Origin of the sequence: Halobacteriovorax sp. DPLXC-1 (assembly GCF_036903125.1) — a bacterium.
GTDB lineage: Bacteria > Bdellovibrionota > Bacteriovoracia > Bacteriovoracales > Bacteriovoracaceae > Halobacteriovorax_A > Halobacteriovorax_A vibrionivorans.
The window spans coordinates 997,398-1,016,625 of record NZ_JAYMCO010000001.1 but is presented as its reverse complement, the minus strand read 5'-3'; the positions used below and the strand labels follow the sequence as shown (position 1 = coordinate 1,016,625).

At 36.6% G+C, this 19,228-nt stretch carries 16 protein-coding genes; 6 read left to right on the top strand and 10 right to left on the bottom strand.

The window, feature by feature from the left end:
* The first annotated feature begins 80 nt into the window (after positions 1-80).
* Entirely contained in the window at positions 81-2,645 is a 2,565-nt protein-coding gene (gene acnB, locus VCM44_RS04935; protein WP_120405232.1) for a bifunctional aconitate hydratase 2/2-methylisocitrate dehydratase, read from the top strand.
* Positions 2,646-2,697: 52 nt separating this feature from the next.
* Here acnB and VCM44_RS04930 read toward each other — a convergent pair whose 3' ends face one another.
* The 4 genes from VCM44_RS04930 to VCM44_RS04915 form a co-directional block, all read right to left on the bottom strand.
* Positions 2,698-6,642 (bottom strand): tail fiber domain-containing protein, encoded by a 3,945-nt coding sequence (locus tag VCM44_RS04930; RefSeq protein ID WP_334678168.1) that lies wholly within the window; start codon positions 6,640-6,642, stop codon positions 2,698-2,700.
* 164 nt (positions 6,643-6,806) lie between these two features.
* Entirely contained in the window at positions 6,807-7,361 is a 555-nt protein-coding gene (locus VCM44_RS04925; RefSeq protein WP_114705312.1) for a hypothetical protein, read from the bottom strand.
* A gap of 9 nt (positions 7,362-7,370) precedes the next feature.
* A complete protein-coding gene (gene lysA, locus VCM44_RS04920; RefSeq protein WP_334678167.1) occupies positions 7,371-8,618 on the bottom strand; it encodes a diaminopimelate decarboxylase in 1,248 nt (415 codons plus the stop codon).
* A 1-nt stretch (position 8,619) separates the two neighbouring features.
* Positions 8,620-9,246 (bottom strand): GNAT family N-acetyltransferase, encoded by a 627-nt coding sequence (locus VCM44_RS04915; RefSeq protein WP_334678166.1) that lies wholly within the window; start codon positions 9,244-9,246, stop codon positions 8,620-8,622.
* Between the two features lie 138 nt (positions 9,247-9,384).
* On the opposite strand from VCM44_RS04915, the gene VCM44_RS04910 reads away from it, so the two are divergent.
* Both VCM44_RS04910 and VCM44_RS04905 read left to right on the top strand, forming a co-directional pair.
* On the top strand, positions 9,385-10,506 hold the full coding sequence (locus tag VCM44_RS04910) for a hypothetical protein (RefSeq protein WP_334678165.1): 1,122 nt from the start codon (positions 9,385-9,387) through the stop codon (positions 10,504-10,506).
* Between the two features lie 206 nt (positions 10,507-10,712).
* The gene (locus VCM44_RS04905; RefSeq protein ID WP_120405237.1) at positions 10,713-11,630 is read left to right on the top strand and encodes an aspartyl/asparaginyl beta-hydroxylase domain-containing protein; all 918 of its coding nucleotides are present in this window, start codon (positions 10,713-10,715) and stop codon (positions 11,628-11,630) included.
* Here the strand turns inward: VCM44_RS04905 and gshA are convergent.
* Both gshA and VCM44_RS04895 read right to left on the bottom strand, forming a co-directional pair.
* Positions 11,611-13,212, bottom strand: coding sequence for a glutamate--cysteine ligase (gshA, locus tag VCM44_RS04900; protein ID WP_334678164.1), 1,602 nt, complete (start codon positions 13,210-13,212; stop codon positions 11,611-11,613). The genes VCM44_RS04905 and gshA overlap by 20 nt on opposite strands.
* A 61-nt stretch (positions 13,213-13,273) precedes the next feature.
* Complete coding sequence (locus tag VCM44_RS04895) at positions 13,274-14,284, bottom strand: hypothetical protein (protein WP_334678163.1); 1,011 nt, start codon at positions 14,282-14,284, stop codon at positions 13,274-13,276.
* Between the two features lie 60 nt (positions 14,285-14,344).
* Between VCM44_RS04895 and VCM44_RS04890 the strand changes: the two genes are divergently transcribed.
* The 3 genes from VCM44_RS04890 to VCM44_RS04880 are packed head-to-tail and all read left to right on the top strand — an operon-like array spanning position 14,345 to position 16,195.
* Positions 14,345-14,983, top strand: a complete 639-nt coding sequence (locus VCM44_RS04890) for a DUF3943 domain-containing protein (RefSeq protein WP_114705319.1) — start codon at positions 14,345-14,347, stop codon at positions 14,981-14,983.
* Complete coding sequence (locus VCM44_RS04885; RefSeq protein ID WP_114705320.1) at positions 14,970-15,695, top strand: hypothetical protein; 726 nt, start codon at positions 14,970-14,972, stop codon at positions 15,693-15,695. Before VCM44_RS04890 ends, VCM44_RS04885 begins: the two co-directional genes overlap by 14 nt.
* Positions 15,696-15,697: 2 nt before the next feature.
* A complete protein-coding gene (locus VCM44_RS04880) occupies positions 15,698-16,195 on the top strand; it encodes a DUF501 domain-containing protein (RefSeq protein ID WP_334678162.1) in 498 nt (165 codons plus the stop codon).
* Here VCM44_RS04880 and VCM44_RS04875 read toward each other — a convergent pair.
* The 4 genes from VCM44_RS04875 to VCM44_RS04860 form a co-directional block, all read right to left on the bottom strand.
* Positions 16,175-16,600, bottom strand: coding sequence for a hypothetical protein (locus tag VCM44_RS04875; protein WP_334678161.1), 426 nt, complete (start codon positions 16,598-16,600; stop codon positions 16,175-16,177). The genes VCM44_RS04880 and VCM44_RS04875 overlap by 21 nt on opposite strands.
* 6 nt (positions 16,601-16,606) lie before the next feature.
* Positions 16,607-16,948 carry an FMN-binding protein gene (locus VCM44_RS04870; protein ID WP_133296848.1) on the bottom strand — a complete coding sequence of 114 codons (342 nt, stop codon included), beginning with the start codon at positions 16,946-16,948 and terminating at the stop codon, positions 16,607-16,609.
* Positions 16,949-17,103: 155 nt separating this feature from the next.
* On the bottom strand, positions 17,104-18,225 hold the full coding sequence (locus tag VCM44_RS04865) for a hypothetical protein (protein ID WP_114705324.1): 1,122 nt from the start codon (positions 18,223-18,225) through the stop codon (positions 17,104-17,106).
* An 81-nt stretch (positions 18,226-18,306) separates the two neighbouring features.
* Complete coding sequence (locus VCM44_RS04860) at positions 18,307-19,224, bottom strand: DUF368 domain-containing protein (protein WP_334678160.1); 918 nt, start codon at positions 19,222-19,224, stop codon at positions 18,307-18,309.
* Between the last annotated feature and the right edge of the window lie 4 nt (positions 19,225-19,228).

Genomic DNA, 19,228 nt, shown 5'->3' with positions numbered 1-19,228 from the left:
ATAAAAGTGATAAAAAACATTAATAATTCATATAATGTTTAAGAAAGAATTTAACTCTAAATTAAAAAAGTCGAGGATCTATGTCTAATTTTCTAGAAGAGTATCACGCACATGTTGAGGAAAGGGCCAAAGAAGGTATTCCTCCATTAGCACTTACTAAAGAACAAGCAACAGAAGTTGTAAAACTTCTTGAAACTGAGCCAACACAAGAGCTTTTAGATCTATTAAAAGATCGCATCAACCCAGGTGTTGATCCAGCAGCTCAAGTAAAAGCAAGTTTCCTTATTGGAATTACAAAGGGTGCACATACATGTTCACTTATTTCAAAAGAATATGCTGTTGAATTACTAGGAACGATGGTTGGTGGTTTCAACCTTCAAGGTCTAGTTGATATTGTTGCAGACAGTGACGAAGCGCTTGCAAAACTTGCAGCAAAAGAACTTAAAAACCTTCCACTTGCTGTAAACGTATTTGAAGATGTTAAGAAATTAGCAGATGGTGGCAATGCAATTGCTAAAGAGATTATTGAATCTTGGGCAAATGCTGAGTGGTTCACTAATAAGCCACAAATTGAAGAATCAATTAAAACTGTCGTTTACAAAGTAGACGGTGAAATCAATACAGATGACTTCTCACCTGCTCCATTTGCATTCACAAGAGCGGATATCCCACTTCACGCAAATGTTATGGGTGGATCTCTTTTCCCAGAAGGACCAAAGCAAATTGCAGACCTTAAAGAAAAGTTTAAGCTTCCTGTTACTTTCGTAGGTGACGTTGTTGGAACTGGTTCTTCAAGAAAATCTGCTTGTAACTCACTTATCTGGTGTATTGGTGAAGATATTCCATACGTTCCAAATAAGAGACGTGGTGGTGTAATAATCGGTTCAACAATTGCTCCAATCTTCTTTAACACTGCTGAAGACTCAGGTGCTCTTCCAATTCAAGGAATTGATGTATCGGCACTTACTACAGGAACAATTATTGAAGTTCGCCCACTAGAAGGAAGAATTCTAGATGAAAAAGGTGAAGAGCTAGCAAAATACGATATCAGCCCTGAGACAATTCTTGATGAATATAGAGCTGGTGGACGTGTTCCATTAATCATCGGTAAAATGCTAACTGATCAAGCAAGAGCGGCCCTAGGTCAAAATACTGCTAATGAATCAGGAATTTTTGCAAAACCGCATACAACTGAAGCTAAAGATGGACAAGGTTATACTCTTGCTCAAAAAATGGTAGGTAAAGCATGTGGAGTTGAAGGAATCCTTCCAGGAACTTCATGTCTTCCAAAAATGACAACTGTTGGTTCACAAGACACAACAGGGCCAATGACAAGAGATGAGATGACTGAACTTGCATGTCTTAAATTCAATGCAGACCTAGTTATGCAATCTTTCTGTCACACAGCTGCTTACCCAAAACCAAGTGATGTTATTACTCATGCTACTCTTCCAACTTATATTCAAGACAGAGAAGGTGTTGCACTTAGACCGGGTGACGGAATTATTCACTCTTGGCTAAACCGTCTTCTAATCCCAGACACAGTTGGTACTGGTGGCGACTCACATACAAGATTCCCTCTTGGGATTTCATTCCCTGCTGGTTCAGGACTTGTAGCATTTGCTGCTGCTCTTGGTGTTATGCCACTTGATATGCCAGAGTCTGTTCTAGTTAAATTCAAAGGAAAATTACAACCAGGTATCACTCTACGTGACGTTGTAAATATGATTCCTTATCAAGCAATTCAAGATGGTCTACTTACAGTAGAAAAGAAGAATAAGAAAAATATCTTTGCTGGACGTATCCTTGAAATGGAAGGTCTTCCAGATCTAAAACTTGAGCAAGCATTCGAACTTACAGATGCAACTGCAGAAAGAAGTGCTGCTGGTTCAACGATCAAGCTAGGTCGTGAAACAGTTGTTGAATACCTAAGATCAAACGTTGCTCTTATGGAATCAATGATTGCAAATGGTTTTGGGCACAAAGGTACAATCGAGAGAAGAATTAAAGAAGTTAATGATTGGATTGAAAATGGTGAGCTAATGGAAGCGGATGCAAACGCTGAATACGCTGCTGTTATTGAAATCGATCTTGATGAAATGAAAGAGCCAATCGTTGCTTGTCCAAATGACCCAGATGACGTTAAGAAAATGAGTGATGTTGCAGGTGATAAAATTGATGAAGTTTTCATCGGTTCTTGTATGACAAATATTGGACACTTTAGAGCTGCTGCAACAGTTCTTGATGGCCAAGGTCAAGCTGATGCAAGACTATGGGTATGTCCACCAACGAAAATGGATAAAGACCAACTGACAAAAGAAGGTTACTACTCAAAATTTGCTGCTGCTGGTGCAAGACTTGAAATGCCAGGTTGTTCACTATGTATGGGTAACCAAGCACGAGTTAAAGATGGTGTAACAGTATTCTCTACTTCAACACGTAACTTTAACAACAGACTTGGTAAAGGTGCTCAGGTTTATCTAGGTTCAGCAGAACTTGCTGCAATCTGTGCAAAACTTGGATACATTCCAAAGCAAGATGAGTATCTATCAATGATGGAACCACTTCAAGGTAAGGACGATTCAATTTATCGTTACCTAAACTTTGATCAAATGGAAGGTTTCTCAATTGATGCTGACGCTTAATCTCATATTAAATTAGAGATATAAAAGAAAGGGAGCTTATTAGCTCCCTTTTTTATTTCGTATTTTCTTTTAGACAGATTTTTGCTTTTGGATTCATTTCACAAAGAGCTTCTCTTAACATTCGATTTTCTTCTTCAAGCTTCTTTGTGCGCGCTTCAATTGAAGCAATATCTCTTTTATTTGTATCAGTAATACCAACTAACTCTTTTACTGCTTCAATAAGTGGTGCAACTAATTTAGCATAAGCAACACTTAAGAAACCATTCTCATCTTCTGTCACGGCTTCTGGAAATACTTTTCTAATATCTTGAGCAATGACACCAATATCACGACCTTCTTTAAAATTCTTTTCTGGATATTCTTTCTGTCTCCAATCAAAGTAGACACCTTCGATTAAAGAAAACTTATCCAAGATAGAAACTTCACTTGAGATATTCTTTATATTCTTTTTGTATCTTCTATCTGAAGATGTATCGACAGTAGTTGTTGTTCGTATCTGTCCATTAACATCAAGAGCAAAAGCAGCACCTGGAGATGTTGTTAAGATACCAACATTTGTATTTGTTGCATTGACATGCATAATATCAGTAAAGACAGCATCACCTACTGAAAAATTAATATTTCCAGCAAATGGGTGAAATCTCATACCATTAGAACTTGATGGCCCCGTATAAAAGAGGAACATATCTGACCAAGATGAATCAGGAAATCCCTCACCGAACCAATCATAATTAGTATTTAATAGAGACATTCCGGCTTCTCCACCATCTACAAATAAGTTTACCTGTGCCTCGGAAGAAACACCAACATTTGAATCTCTAATTTTAACTTCAACATTTGCTTCATAAATATCTAAGTCTGACTGAGGTAAATTTGTACCGATCCCCACATTCCCACCAAGGTTCACAAAGAGACCTTCATCTAAACCTGAATACGAAATATAGTTATTTCCCATTGCTAAATTACTTGTTGCTGTATGGTCACCAAGATTATCTCCAGCAGCAGTTACATCACTTGGGATCCATTGTGAACTGATTGAATCCCACAAAAGAGCCTGACCGTCAGTAGGAGCTGCAGCATTTACATTTCTTCCCTGTATTGTCGTATCATCAGTTGGAATATTGAATAAGTTTGCAGCACTTAATGCAGGAAGAGACCCATCGGCTTCAAGTCTTACTAGCTCATTAGCTCCATTTGCAGTATTAATATCGACACTGTAAGAAGTTGAATTATCAACAACCGCAAAGTCACTTGTAAAGTTAAGGCCTTTAAGCTGAAGATCAACTCCATTTTTTTGATAAAATAATGAATAAGTACCACCAGCTGAACTTAACGTATTTGCTTCACCAGTACCGGTGATTCCTGTTAACTGAGAACCATCAATAGCAGGTAAACGTCCAAGTCCATCAAGTCTTACTAAGTCATTTGCAGAGTTTGAAGTATTAACGCCAATTTGCACATCATTTGCATTACTCGTTAAGCTAATATCAGCGCTTCCGGTTAAACCTTTAAACTCTAGATCACTTCCGGTCTTTTGTTTAAAAATTGCTGTTCCACCGACACTTGATGCTGTATTTGTTTCACCTGAGCCACCAGCAGAAACTGTTTGAGGCTCCCATTGTGTCGCTGTATTATTCCAAGTTAGAACCTGCCCATCAGTTGGTGCCGTCGAGGCAACATTGCGAGATTGCAGAGTTGTATCGGAAGTTGTGATTCCTGTTAATTGTGATCCATCGATTGCAGGAAGTCTTCCAAAGCCATCAAGGCGTAAAATTTCATTGGCCCCATTTGCCGTTGTTAAACCAATTTGAACATCGTTTATATTTCCTGTTAGTGAAATATCACTCGTACTTGTTAATCCTTTAAAAACTAAATTCGATGATACCTTTGACTGAAATAAAGATTCACCACCGGCACTTGAAGCTGTATTGGCCTCTCCGCCTCCTCCGCCGGTTACAATAGTCGTTGGCTCCCAACGAGAATTAGAATCATTCCAAAGTAAGGCCTGACCATTTGCTGGAGTGGCACTTGAAACAGAAAAGGATTGGATAGTTGTTGCATTACCACTTCCACCAGGAAGATTTGTCAGCAGTGAACCATCTAAAGCAGGTAGTCTTCCCGAAGCATCAAGACGTAAGAGTTGGTTGGCTCCATTTGACGTATTAATAGATAGATCCACAGTATTTGTACTTGAAGTAATATTGAAATCACTTGAACCAAGTAACCCTTTTAGAACAAGATCAATTCCTGATTTCTGTTTAAAGATTGATGCTCCACCAGCACTTGAAACAGTATTTGCCTCTCCTGAACCGCCACCGACAAGTGGAGTTTGAGGCTCCCATCGCGTGGTCGAATTATTCCAAGTAAGAACCTGGCCATCAGTAGGAGCTGTCGTAGCAATATCTCGAGACTGTAAGGTTAAAGCATCGCCAGATCCACCAGAAACACCAACTAGTTGAGATCCATCAATTGCAGGTAATCTTCCAAAAGCATCTAGTCTTAGTAATTGACCTGCACCATTTGAAGTATTTACACCTATCTCAATATCATTTGCATTTGAAGTTAATTGAATATCTGTTGTATTTGTTAGACCTTTAAAGATTAGATCAGTACCAATTTTATTTTGAAAGATCGATTCACCACCGGCACTCGTCGCAGTATTGACTTCACCACCTGCACCGCCTGAGGTAATCGTTGTTGGCTCCCATTGTGAACTTACTGAGTTCCATAAAAGGGCTTGCCCATTTGAAGGTGCCGTAGCTGAAACATTTCGTGACTGTATCGTATTGTCACTTCCACCTGATGCGACAATTCCAGTAAGTTGAGAACCATCAATAGCAGGAAGACGACCTGACGAATCAAGTCTTAATAATTGGTTTGCACCATTGCTAGTATTTATTTGAAAGTCTACAGTATTAGTACTGCCGTTAATTGCAAAATCAGATGATCCTTGCAACCCTTTAAGTTCTAAATTTTCACCAGACTTCTGTTTAAAAATTGAGACTCCACCTGCGCTTGAAATAGTATTTGTTTCACCACTTCCACCGCTAGAGATTCCAGTAAGCTGAGAACCATCGATGGCCGGTAGTCTTCCAAATGAATCTAATCTTAAAAGCTGATTAGCACCATTGGCCGTACTTATTTGTAAATCAAGACTATTAGTTTGATTATCGACAACAATATCGTTTGAGCCATTTAAACCTTTAAATTGTAGCTGACTCCCTACTTTTTGCTTAAAGATCGAAGTACCACCTGTTGAATAAACAGTATTGGACTCTCCAGAGCCTCCAGATCCACCTGATACAGTAGTTGGGACCCATGAAGAATTAGCAGAACTCCAAACGAGGGCCTGACCATCAGTTGGAGTGATATCTAAAATTGTGCGATTATGAATTGAAGTTGCATTAGCTGATGAGCCACCATTATCTGTACCGACGACCCAATTGACACCATTGAACTTGAGAACGGAACCTGTCACGGCCCCACTTGTATCGGTATCACTTAGATTATCAATACCTAATGATACAGCTCCTAATTTACCATTAACAGAAGTAACACTTGAGGTCGGCTGATTAGCAGGAACCCACTGACCTGTAATTGCATTATACTGAAGAGTTTGACCATGAGATGCACCCATATCAGGAAGAGAAGCACTTATACTGTAAGTACTTGCACCATGAGCTCCTTCTAAAGTCATTGTTAAAATTTGATTTAATGGAATAAGTGTATTTGATAATGCTTCTGCTATTAACTCTTTATTAGACTTTACACCAATTTCAAAGCTTGAAACATTTCCATCTTTATCTGTAATACGAACGTGACTAACATCGTCTAAGTTCTGGCCATCAATTCTCAATTGAGAACCATTTATTTGAATATTTTGTACGTAGAGATTGTCACGATTATTATCGCGACTTTGAATCTTTGGTACACACGATACCAAAGTAAATGTGACAATGAGTCCAAGAATGTGAAATTGCTTAAGTAAGTTCATCATTTCAGTTCTTTATCGAATGGTTCACTTAATAATCTTAATTGATTTTCACGAGAGGCAGATTATTCCTGTCACTTATTTAATAAGCTATTGAATACACAAGTGTACTAGTCAGAATTCTCAATAGTTAAGAGACTCAAATGCCAATAAAAGAAGGCTTTTGGTAACTACTTATCAAATGATTGACGAAAGTATGAACGTGGGAACTTAAGTAGTTCTAATTTAGGGATATTAAAGTCGCCTATTTTAGTGTCGGAAAGAGTTACGGCGTAAAATTCATTCTTTCCTTCTTTGCCAATTACAAATACATCAACATCTTGTCCATTCATTGAAAGCTTATGTTCACCAAATTTTCGATACTCTCCAAAATTAGTTTTTTGGTCTTCAAAAGGAATTGTCTCTGGACCAAGTGGAAGACGAAAGCGATAGCTAGAAACAAGGTTTCCGGCAACAATCATGGCATTACCACGATTTAGCTTTGTGGTGGCCTTATTTAAAAAGTAATCCATAATATATGCAATAAGATCAACATCTTTTAAATTTAAGTCATAAATCTTCTGCTCATTTCCTTCTAGTCGTGACTGCCTATTTAAGATAACTTGTGAAACAAAGACGTTCCCAGAAGGATGAAGGATGCGAACAGTATCTCCGGACTTTTTAGAGATATCCCAGGCCCACTCAGTTGTAGGAAATAATGGAGTTAAAGTAATCTTCTTATTCATAAATGCATCCTAATCACAATCTTCAAGATAGTAAAGATCTTCAAACGTTTCTCTCTTCCTAATTACCCTTGCATTACCATCTTCAACTAAAATCTCACATGCTCTTGGCCTTGAATTATAATTGCTAGACATCGTGAACCCATAAGCACCACAAGATCGAATGGCCAAAAGTTCTCCTTCTTTAAGATCAAGTTCGCGATCTTTTGCAAGATAATCTCCAGTCTCACAAACAGGGCCGACGATATCATATTGATGGGCCTCTCCTTTAATATCTAAATTGACTTTGATAACCTCTTGCCAAGCCTGATATAGAGCAGGTCTCATAAGATCATTCATTGCCGCATCAATAATGGCAAAATGCTTACCTTCATTCTCCTTTATATACTCAAGTCTAGAAACGAGAATCCCTGCGTTTGCAGCAATTGCTCGACCTGGTTCAAAGATCAGTTCAAGCTCTGGGTAGTCTTCCAAACTCTTAATGACTTCACCAAGATACTCAGAAGGATGAGGAGGAAGTTCATCTTTATATTTAACACCTAGGCCACCTCCTAAATCGAGATGCTTAAGTGAAATCCCTTTATCCTTTAAATTATTAATTAACTCTTTTAAACGCTCTAATGCTTCTAAGAATGGTACTAGAGAAGTCAGCTGTGAGCCGATATGACAGTCTATCCCCTCAACTGAAATATTATTCATCTCATTTGCCATCTCATAAACCTGCGGTGCTTTTTGAAAAGAGATTCCAAATTTATTTTCTTTTAATCCTGTTGCAATATACGGATGCGTCTTGGCATCAACATCTGGATTAACACGAATCGATACAGGAGCAATAACATTTAGCTCCCCTGCCACTTCATTGATTCGTTTAAGTTCAGAAATCGATTCAACATTAAAACATTTAATTTTCTTATTTAAAGCATAGATTATTTCATCTCGGCTTTTTCCAACTCCTGAAAAAACTGTCTTAGAGGCATCTCCACCGGCCCTAAGAACTCTTTCTAACTCACCTCTTGAAACGATATCAAAACCGCTACCAAGAGCGGCTAATTCTTTTAAAATATTTATATTTGAATTGGCCTTAACTGCATAACAGACTAAATGTTTGTGATCCTTTAAAGGGCCACTAAAGGCATTAAAATGTCTTTTAAAAGTTTTTAAAGAATAGATATAAAGAGGTGTACCATACTCTTGGACAAGTTCTTCGACTCTTATATCTTCGACGTATAATTCACTACCCTTATAATTGAAAAAATCCATTCTAATCCTTATTATTTAAATTACATTCGAATAATATTCCTAAACCATTATTAAAGCAGATTTTAAGAAACCCTGCTCCTCGCTCTTTTTCCTTGAAGCCAAATTTTTCATGCATTCTTATTGAAGTTTTATTATTTGCATTGGCCACATAATAAGCTTTAGAAGCAACTTGTTTTATATGATCTAAGCGCTTTCTTGTTAAAAGAGCACCAATATTTTGACCTCTGAATTGTGGATCTATTGTTACTCCCATTAGATACCAACCGACAGGCGAAGGATAAGAGTAATTTTTAATCATTAATTCACTATAATATATCGATCGTCCGTAGCCTACGATCTGATCACCTACTTGCGCCACTATAATATGAAAGCCAGAACGATTTCCACCGTGTGCAAGCTCTGAGCGTGTGCGTTTTAGAAAGTAGTTATAATCAAGACTTGGGTCATTATTATTCTCATTGATTATCCTCGCAATAGAAGTGGCATCTTCACTTCTCGCATAACGAGTTGTCACATCATTTGATAAAGGACGTGACTTATAATCCACAACAAATGGAGTATAAGAGTTATACTCTTTTTGTTGTATCTTCTGTGCTTTCATTGTTTTTGAAATAAAGTTCTTAAGCATATTACTTATCATTATAACGCATTAAGAAAGTTGCTGGTAACTTTAAAACAATTAACCAAGTTTTTATTCCCCTTGAATTTGAAGTGTGATTAAATGAACCAAACTATTTGTATTTACAATTAACCGACTAAAAAACTCATGAAAAAAAAAGTCCTTATTGGTTTTCTCCTATTCATTACATCCCTTTTTCTCATTGCAGGAGTCTTACTCTTTCGAATTGACTGGACGACAAAAATTGCGATTAAACTAGCAGGTGGAGAGGTCGAAAAAGTCGAAAAAATTAGAATTGGGCATTGGGAAATTACCAATCTCTCCTTTCCAATCGATAAAAATAATAAACTTATCATTGCCCATACAGATATTGACTTACTAGCTATAAAAGAATCATCTTCAATTTTTCAACGCTATTCACAGGCCTTAAACTCTAAAATCAATATAAAAAGCAAGGGCGTCCAAGTCAGTGGTTTCAAGTTAAATCAGATTCAATTCTCAATAGAAAAGAAGCTTGGCGATACTTTAAAAATTGAAAATATTCATATAAGCGATTTTGGAAAACAAAACAAAGGTGAAGTCGCCATAAACCTTGTCAATTATGAAGACATAAAAATTAACTATAATAAGTTGAATCTTGACCACCTTATTAAATTCTTCGATGCCTCACTAGGACTGTCTGGATATATTAATATCGATGCAAAAATAGAAGGTGAGAATATAGATGCTCGAGTTTATGGATCAAATTTAAATCTAAAAGGATTTCGAGTGGATGATGTCATCTCAAACTTTCTCGATACTAGAAGCATTGGCCTTATTGATGCGGCAGCCTTTGTGGCCCTCGGCCCTATTGGCCTACTTTATACTAGTGCGGCCAGCCTAGGGCAAACACTGGGAGGTTTTCGTGGCGGAGATACACCTTTAAAGCAAATTAATGTGGATGTTAAACTTAGAGGCGATGTGGCCACAATGAATGATGTGGCAGTTGCCACAGCTGAAAATCTCATTGTTGTTGAAGGTGGAGCAGATTTAAAAGCAGAAGTATTTAAAGAGCTGGTTATCTCAATATTGGATGAAGACTATTGTCCAGAGCTTCAACAAGCAATCGGTGGTACATTTAGTAAGCCTGAAATATCCAAAACAAAGGCCTTTCTTGATACTGCATCAGCTCCAGTTGAAAGCTTAACAAGCTCAACGTTTCAAGTGGTAGGTGTAGACACCTGCAAAAGAACATATCAAGGTCTCGTCAAGCATCCCGATGATAATTAAAAACAATTGGAGACAATTGAACATAATCATTTAATAAAAGCGTAGCTAATAATCTTTATATGACGAATTGCACATAATGAGAAAAATCATGGATGAAAAAGCTCCTCTAAGGTATATTACATAGATAAGTATCAACCTTAAACAGGACAAAGACTATTAGCGTTATATCGGTTCTTATATTCTTATTTCTCTTTGGCATTGCCTCAATGGGATATGTGTACGCCTATCGCGGAAGCGAAAGGTATGAAAGTTTAACTTTTTATCTAAGAAAGGGATGGCCTATTTTTGCTCCCCTAAATTGCTTGCTCTATATTTTTACTAAAAAGAAAGCAGCTAAGCCTATTATGGACCTTGCTGACTTTCCTGAATTAAAACAAGTTCAAGATAATTGGGAGACAATTCGCAAAGAAGCAGTTGCCCTTCGTGAAAATGGCTATTTTGATAAGGTAAAAGATCCTACATCAGATGGACATTACGATATTGGATTTCGTACTTTTTACAAGTATGGATGGTCAAAATTTTATCTCACTTGGTATGGAACAACACTAAACTCAGCAAAGAACCTATGTCCGCAAACAGTTGAACTTGTTTCTAAAGTGCCAGGAGTTAATGGTGCAATGTTTTCAATCTTACCAGTAGGCTCAAAGCTAACCAAACACCTCGATCCCGTTGCAACATCACTTCGCTATCACCTTGGACTCAAGACTCCAAATGATGATAAGTGCTATATCAATATTGATGGTACAGATTATTCATGGAGGGACGGAGAGGCACTGTTATTTGATGAAACCTATCTTCACTTTGCTTTTAATAACTCTGAAGATGAAAGAATCATTCTTATGCTTGAAGTCGATCGTCCAACTCACATATTTGGGAAGATTATAAACTTTGTCTTTAAACAGATTATGAGAATTACACTTGTGCCAAATATCCCAGGTGACCAAAGAGGATTAGTTAATCGTATCTTTGGTGCTGTCACTCCAGCTCTTTTAAAAGTAAGAACATTAAAACAAACAAATATCGTCTTATATAAAGTGATAAAGCATACAGTAAACTTAACACTTGTGGCCTTGGCCTTTGGACTCGTTTACTTAATTCTTAATTTTATACAGTCTCTTTTTTAGAAAAACTCGATTCAACATAAGCGGCGACGTAATCTTCAAATTCTACGTCGTCGAGTTTTTCAAACTCAATTTGCCTTTGAACAGAAGCACTCTTTTCTTCCTCTAGCTTGCCTTGAAAGATATTTTCATTACAACTTTCAAAAAGTCCACGACGATGTGAGATCGATAGCTCACGCATTGAAGAAATAAATCCCTTCTCACATGAAAGGTCATATACTCTTTGAGATAGTGTATTTCTAGGATTTAACATTGAACGGTGAAAATCAATGGATTTAATAAGATCTTCTTTACGATGGCCATCATCAATGGAGTTCATTGTCTCTTCCATCATACTAAAGAATTCTTCAAGATAGTTACGGTAACTAACTTCTTGTCCATTATTTAGAATCGTCAGATTATCCTTACGGCCATCTTTTATAATTCTTTGATTATTGTCTTCAATTTCATTATAGATTTCACGTGTACACTTTTGCGATTCAGAGAATAGACATGTCAGAAGAAATGCATCTAAAAAGTTTGCCTGCTCTTCAGAAATTCCATTTTCTGCAAAAGGATTAATATCCAAAAGTCTAACTTCAATATATTCAATTCCTTCACTTCTTAAAGAGGCCAGGGCACTTTTTCCAGGAGGAGCAATTCTCTTTGGACGAATAATTGAATAAAACTCATTTTCAATTTGGAGAATATTTGTACTAATTTGTTGAAGTTCTCCATTCTCATTTCTTAGACCGATTTCTTCAAATGGTTTATAACTTACCTTCAGTGCATTTTCTAAACTATCACAATAGCTATCAAGCCCATTGTAGCAGATTCGAATTCCATCTTGCGAAGATCCAGTATAACCAAGTCCCCCCATTCTTAGACAAGTACCAAACTCAGTAGCATATGTTTTTCCGAAATTTTCATCTTCATGTATAACTTTTAGATTGTGTTTCTTTCCCTTTAGAAAAGATTCATGTACTGCTACAGAGTTGCCAAATAAATAGAGTAGTACATTGGAGTACTTTCTAAAGTTACGGCACAAATTTAGGTATTCTTTATTAATAAACTTTTGTAGAGGCAGCTCACTTCCAAGAAGCTCATGCCAATTCTTCCAAAATTCATCAGTCATTGAAAAGTTATAATGAACTCCTGCAATTGATTGCATCGATCTTCCATAACGTAAAGAAAGGCCAGAGCGATAAAGAGTTTTTAAACGTCCCGAATTACTCTCACCATAATATGCAAGTTTAATATCCTTATCATCAGGCAGGATACATGGCATCGAAGATGGCCAGATCCCCTCTTTGTCATCTTGCTTTAAAACATAAGTTTGAAGATTTCCAAGAGTATTAATTGTTTCTTGTGAGCTATGGGAAACAGGTGTGATGAATTCTAATAAACTTTCTGCAAAGTCTGTTGTAATCCACTTATGAAGTAATTTAGATCCAAATTTAGGGTCATGGTCAGTTTGTGCAAGTTTTGCATCCTTAAGATTTACTCTTAGACCTTCTTTTTCAATTCCTTTATTAACACTTAGAATTGACTGACTTCCATATTTTTTTTGATACTTCTGTAAGGTATCAATATTACTTCTAACCATAACGTTTCCTTGTAGCGAATATACTACGCTTAGATAAGAAAGCTTTCAAGTCAAGCTTGTGTCAATTTAAGTATCCAATACTTACAGGCAGCTCATAGTTGATTCCAAAGGCAAAATCCTCATTCTTTGTTTGCCCAAGCATCAGAGCAAAGTTTCGCATAGTTCCAGAATAATGTTTAAATAGTGCTGGATAAAGGTTTAGTCGTACACGAAAGTCTTCAGAACCATTGAAAAGAAGTGACGCAGCCTGTTGTCCGAGAGTCTCTAAATAATAGCCATAAACGAAGCGTCCTTTTCTCTCTAGAGGATTCGTTAAAGCAAGTCCTGCAACAACTGAATGGGAAAGATCACCAACATCAAAAGTAATTCCCCCCATATTCATCATCCCTAGATATAGAAGAGGTCTCATATTTTTATAATGAAGTATTTTTGGTCGAAATACATAATTTAGGCCAACATTGAAAAAGTCTTCATGTTCGATATCGTAAACGGGCATAAAGTGCCAAGTACTCATACCTGCTTCATTGATCATAAAGTTCATAAAATCATCATTTAGCCCAAGAAAGAAACCTGCTACATCAAAGAAATAGAGATCTGCGATATGATCATAAGCAGATACTTCAGGTTGATCTGTTTCGCTTGCTTCATTACCAAAGTGCATCGCATAGGTTACGAAGAATGAAAAAGTTTTTGCCCACTTTATTTCGTAATAATCAGCGTATTCAAGAAGCTTCTTGGTTTCGTAGGCACCACCAAAAGTATGCAAGAATATATTTGGAAGTACCCTATCGCTTAAAAATTCTTCTTTGAAGAACTCACCGAAGCTTCCCTCTTTTCTAATCTCATGAAAGGGATCCTTTACTTCATTCCATACTTCTTTGTGCTTTTTCCAATAGTTCTCTTGGTTAAACCAATATGGGTTTTGAATAACGTCGAAGGAACCATTGATATACAGCTGAACCGGAGACCATATCGTATCCACGTCTTTATTAAATATCAGATACTTAGAATTTTGAGCAAATGCATTTAAGAAAACAAACGTAAGAAAAATATATTTAAAAACCTTAATCATTTAAAAACCTTAGCTCGTATTTGTGGCCAGAATGAGTATAAATTTATATAAGAAGTCATCGTGAAAAGACTATTTATATACCTTCTCCCATTTCTACTACTTCTAGGAAGTAATTCTTTAGCACAAGAAAGTTACTTCTACAAAGATCGTGAACACACCAAACAAGAAGTTTTTGAAGACCTCAGTTTTGTTTTTGGACTTTCATTAATCGCCTACCCTTTAACACAATGGGATACTGTAAAAAATGAAGGTTCTTTAGAAGTTTATCGCAAGAACTTTGGTCGTATCGTCTTTGATCGAGATGAACCTTTTTGGAACTATATGGTTCACCCTTATACTGGTTCACAAATGTTTCTATACTACCGAGCAAGAAGCTATAGCTACTCTGACTCACTGGCCTTAACTTTTGTCTCTAGTACCGTTTTTGAATTCTTCATTGAAGTGTATACAGAACCAGCTTCTGTGCAGGATCTATATCAAACACCTGTACTTGGGGCCGTTATGGGATATGGTTTTGAAAAGCTTTCCATGGAACTGCTAAATAACGGTGGAAGTGTCTCAAAATTCTTTGGTCACTTAATTAATCCAATGACCCTTTTCTCTTCAATATTTGAAGGACGTGGAATAAAAGCTTCAGCAATGTTTGCTCCAAGCTTTGATAAGAAATCCATAGGATATTTTATACATGCAAGTTTTTAAGAGACTTCTTATATTTCTTTTAATCATCTCAGGCATAACAATATCTGCTAAGCCTTATGAGTACTATTTAAGAACAGGTTTAACACTTGAGAAAATGCTATTTAACGAGCTTGATGATGACCAGTTTGAAAATCGTTACGATATCGAAGATCGTGATGAGTCGACTGCTTTTGGAATATATACCCAATTTTCATATCGCTATGAAAGAGTTGAAATTGGTATTGAGTCCCATACAACATTTGGTCGCGCAAAAGATCTTCAATTTGGTTACGAAGGAAATATTCTAAGTGGTTCGGGAAATTTTCGTTCTTTTACAATTACACCAACATTAAGATTTAATACTCCTGATCTAGAAATTGAATATCTAAACTTTATCGGCTTTAGAAAGTTTAAAGCATACGTTAAATTTGGACCTAGCTGGCAATTAAGTTCACTAAGCCTCGATGGTTTTAATATAGACTCAAATGATAGAGACCTTAAGCTAAACTATGACTCATTTGGTGGTGCACTCGCTGTAGGAATTGAGCAAATTAAAGAAATTGGTCACTACCCATTCTTTCTTGAAGTCTCTGTTGCTGGCCATAGATCATATAAAGTAACACTAATAGATCGAACTGATCCAACAAAAGTAGAGATCGTCAAAGAAAGTAGTGCTCGAAATGATATTAACTCCTTTTCAATCTTCTATAAGGTTGGAGTAACTTTATTCTAATTATGAAACTTGAAGCGACTAAAGAAGACATCGAAAAAATTGAAAGCTTTTTAAAACGAGAAGCCCGTGGAGTGCTTGAAATATCAGCTCGAACCAAAGAAGGTGCACCAGCATCTCTAAAAGTTTCCCCTGTCGTAGACAAAGTCCCATTTCCAACAATTTATTGGCTTGTTGACCCTATTGTTTACAAGAAGATAAGTCATCTAGAGGGACAAGGATTTACAAAAGAGCTACAAAATAAAATCAATAATAGTGAAGAGCTACAAGAGAAAGTGAAGTCTATTCATGAGTCTTATCGAGATGAAAGAATTGAATTATTCAAAGAATTAAATCTTGAACTACCAGAAAATATGATGCCAATGATTACTGAAAATGGGATCGGTGGACTTAGAGACTTTCATCATTTGAGATGCCTCCACATGTTCTATGCATATCACTTAGTAAGGCCACATATTATTGGCGATATGATAGATGAAAAGCTACGCTCTTTTGCGATTTGAAGAAATATGATGATAAGAGAAGACCACACTCCAAATAACAGAAACAGCGATATGTAGATAAGCTGAATACTCTCTAAAGACTTGTCCATCAACAACTTGAATTAAATATCCCGTTAAGCTCATCAAAACAAGAAGAACCAAAAGAAAAATTCCAGAAGTTCGAGACTTCTTATATCCACTTTCAATACGCTTCCAAACATGATTAGAGAAAATCATTCCAACGGCAAAGATAAGAAAAGGAACTGTTAAAACATGAACTTTTTGGAAAATAATTGTAAGAGGGTGAGTTTCGGGTCCCCATTCCCCTTCTATTGCTAAAAAATACTTTGCAATGAAGTAGATAATACTTGTTATGAGAACAAGATAATTGATTGTGAATATTGTATTTCTTTCTGCTCTGGTCATGATTACTTACTTAAGTATATCACCTTGTAAGTATAGTGATAACCACACTAGAAATTTTGTACTCTTAGACGAGAGAGTTGCTCCCGATACAATATCAATACTATCCGGAAGAGTTGACTTAAATTTCTTAAGCCAGCTGTCTTTTACTCGATACTCTGAAGGCTCTTCAAATTTAACAACCTTTAAACTCTCTAGCTTCTTATCTTCAATATGAATATGAACAAGCTGTCTCTTTGTTCTCACAATATCTGAGAATACGAAATCAAAAGAACTCTTCTGATTGCATACTCTTTGATAAAATGAATAGAATTTCCTCACATCTCTAGTGGGAAACTTTGACTTAATCATCTTATATTCTTTCTCAGTTAAGAACTTTGATTTTTCAACAAAATGACATTTGGGAAATTTACGTGCAAGGGTGTCTTTTAGGCCGGCCTCGGCGCTATAGGAAAAAAATAAAGTGAGGAGAAGAACTCTCCCCACTTCAAAAAATATAGAATTATTTAGTATTCCCATCCAATTCCAAAATTGAAAGCCTCAGACTCACCAACATTTGAAGCATTCTCATACTTTGTGTAGTCAGCTTTGAATGATACTTTATCAAGTGGCTTATACATAACACCTGCTGTTAGGTTTGTTCTATCATTGGCCTTATCAGCAACACCTACAGTAGCGTCAACATCATCTTGAGTATTATAACTCTCATATCTTACATATGGCATAATTGTATAAGTTTTACTATGTGTAATATTGTATCCAAGATCTACATAATAACCTTGCATTACGTCAGCAACAACATTTCCTGACTTAGCAGAGAATTCTTTACCATCAAGTGTTGAATAAACATATAATGCTTTCACCATTAGGCCTTTGTAGTTATATGCTAAGTGAACATCATAAATATTGTGTTCACCTTGAGCGTCACCATTCGTTGTCCCTACATATACAGAAGTACCTAGATCAAGACCAAAATCAAATCCGTAATCTAGTCTTAAAATATGTGACCAGTGACCAGCAACTGCCTTAGCACCTTTTTGACGGCCATCGCGAACACCGTCAGCATCAAAACCTGAAGCATCAGCGTTACTCCAACCTTCTAAAGAGTTCATAATATAGTATTTATAGTCTAAGTTCTTCCAAGTACCATAAACACCAAACCCGTTTTCACGCATTGTTGTTGGGATAATATTTTTTTCAATCTCTGGACGATTAACACCAATAAAACGAGTTGGCTCGTGCTCTAAGTTAACAAGACCAAGTGGTGATAGAAGTAGACCGGCCTTGAAGTTTAATAGTTCAGAATGTGCATAACGAATCTCTGCGAATTCAGTATAGATTTCATCAGCGTGCTCAATTTCAATCTCAGTCATGAATGACCACTTGTCGCTAAACTTATACCCTACGTATAGAACATTTCTAAGAGTGTCCCATTGAGCATTTGAGTCTGAGTTATCTTTGAAAACGATTTCCCCATAACCACCAAGGCTTACTCTTGATGAAAGACCTTGAGACTGAATGTCTTGTACTTCTTTCGTTAAAATATTAATTTTTCTTTCTAGCTCTTGAGTTGTTGCTGCATTTGCAAACGACGCACCAAGTAAAAGAGTTACTAAAAACTTCTTCATTGTTTCTCCTGTGTTTGATTTACCAAACAGATATTAAGGATAGTTAACAAAAAGTCAAGACACTCAACAAGACAATAATATTTATGGCTTAGAAGCTCCGCGCTCTAAAAAGAGAACAAAGAAGAAACCAAAAAGAATGAGACCAATTGCAATGAAGTCCTCTACACCAAGAGTTGTTGGAAAGAAGGCACGTTCGGCCAAGATCTTCGTTTTTCCACGAATGACAATAGATTGAGTAACTTCGCGCCAAGGCCATACTTTAGATAGAGTTCCAAAAAGTATTCCCACTAAAAATGCCATGGTACGTTCACGAAAGTTATTCATAAAGTAATTTAGGACCTTAGAGAAGCTTAGAAGACCTGTTAAACAGCCAATGGCAAAAACACCAATAATAACAAAAGCACCATCAGCAAAAGGATTCTTCAAAGCACCAGTAACGTATTCATACTTACCTAAGATGAGCAGAATAAAAGAGCCAGAGATACCAGGAAGGATCATGGCCGTAATTCCAATAAGTCCGCAAAGAAAGATAAACCAATGATCTGTAGGAGTTGTGACAGGAACAAGCTGAGTAATAAAGAAGCCAAGCATGCCTCCCAATAAAACCATTAAGAGATTCATTGGATTCTTTCGATCTTTTAGATCTCTAGCAATAACAATTATCGAAGATGAAATAAGACCCAGAAATAAGCCCCAAGTTGGAACTGGATGGTGATTGATAAGATAGTGCATTAGTCTCGCTAGGGAGAACATGGCACCAAGAATACCAACTGCAAGTGGAATCAAGAACCTTAGATCAATTCTTTGGGAAACACTTTTAAAATTTAGAGTAAGAGCATCTTTAATAAGGTCTTTATTTATCGCTGCTATTGTTGAAAGCAACTTATCATAGATTCCCGTAATAAATGCAATTGTTCCCCCAGAAACACCTGGGATTAAGTCGGCAATGCCCATAAGAAAGCCCTTGCAAAAAACAAGGGCCATATCTTTATTTATCATTTTG

Bases quoted from the DNA above. Each gene is read 5' to 3' on its own strand.
- acnB (WP_120405232.1), top strand. From the start codon at position 81: ATGTCTAATTTTCTAGAAGAGTATCACGCACATGTTGAGGAAAGGGCC.
- VCM44_RS04930 (WP_334678168.1), bottom strand. From the start codon at position 6,642: ATGATGAACTTACTTAAGCAATTTCACATTCTTGGACTCATTGTCACA.
- VCM44_RS04925 (WP_114705312.1), bottom strand. From the start codon at position 7,361: ATGAATAAGAAGATTACTTTAACTCCATTATTTCCTACAACTGAGTGG.
- lysA (WP_334678167.1), bottom strand. From the start codon at position 8,618: ATGGATTTTTTCAATTATAAGGGTAGTGAATTATACGTCGAAGATATA.
- VCM44_RS04915 (WP_334678166.1), bottom strand. From the start codon at position 9,246: ATGCTTAAGAACTTTATTTCAAAAACAATGAAAGCACAGAAGATACAA.
- VCM44_RS04910 (WP_334678165.1), top strand. From the start codon at position 9,385: ATGAAAAAAAAAGTCCTTATTGGTTTTCTCCTATTCATTACATCCCTT.
- VCM44_RS04905 (WP_120405237.1), top strand. From the start codon at position 10,713: ATGGGATATGTGTACGCCTATCGCGGAAGCGAAAGGTATGAAAGTTTA.
- gshA (WP_334678164.1), bottom strand. From the start codon at position 13,212: ATGGTTAGAAGTAATATTGATACCTTACAGAAGTATCAAAAAAAATAT.
- VCM44_RS04895 (WP_334678163.1), bottom strand. From the start codon at position 14,284: ATGATTAAGGTTTTTAAATATATTTTTCTTACGTTTGTTTTCTTAAAT.
- VCM44_RS04885 (WP_114705320.1), top strand. From the start codon at position 14,970: ATGCAAGTTTTTAAGAGACTTCTTATATTTCTTTTAATCATCTCAGGC.
- VCM44_RS04880 (WP_334678162.1), top strand. From the start codon at position 15,698: ATGAAACTTGAAGCGACTAAAGAAGACATCGAAAAAATTGAAAGCTTT.
- VCM44_RS04875 (WP_334678161.1), bottom strand. From the start codon at position 16,600: ATGACCAGAGCAGAAAGAAATACAATATTCACAATCAATTATCTTGTT.
- VCM44_RS04870 (WP_133296848.1), bottom strand. From the start codon at position 16,948: ATGATTAAGTCAAAGTTTCCCACTAGAGATGTGAGGAAATTCTATTCA.
- VCM44_RS04865 (WP_114705324.1), bottom strand. From the start codon at position 18,225: ATGAAGAAGTTTTTAGTAACTCTTTTACTTGGTGCGTCGTTTGCAAAT.
- VCM44_RS04860 (WP_334678160.1), bottom strand. From the start codon at position 19,224: ATGATAAATAAAGATATGGCCCTTGTTTTTTGCAAGGGCTTTCTTATG.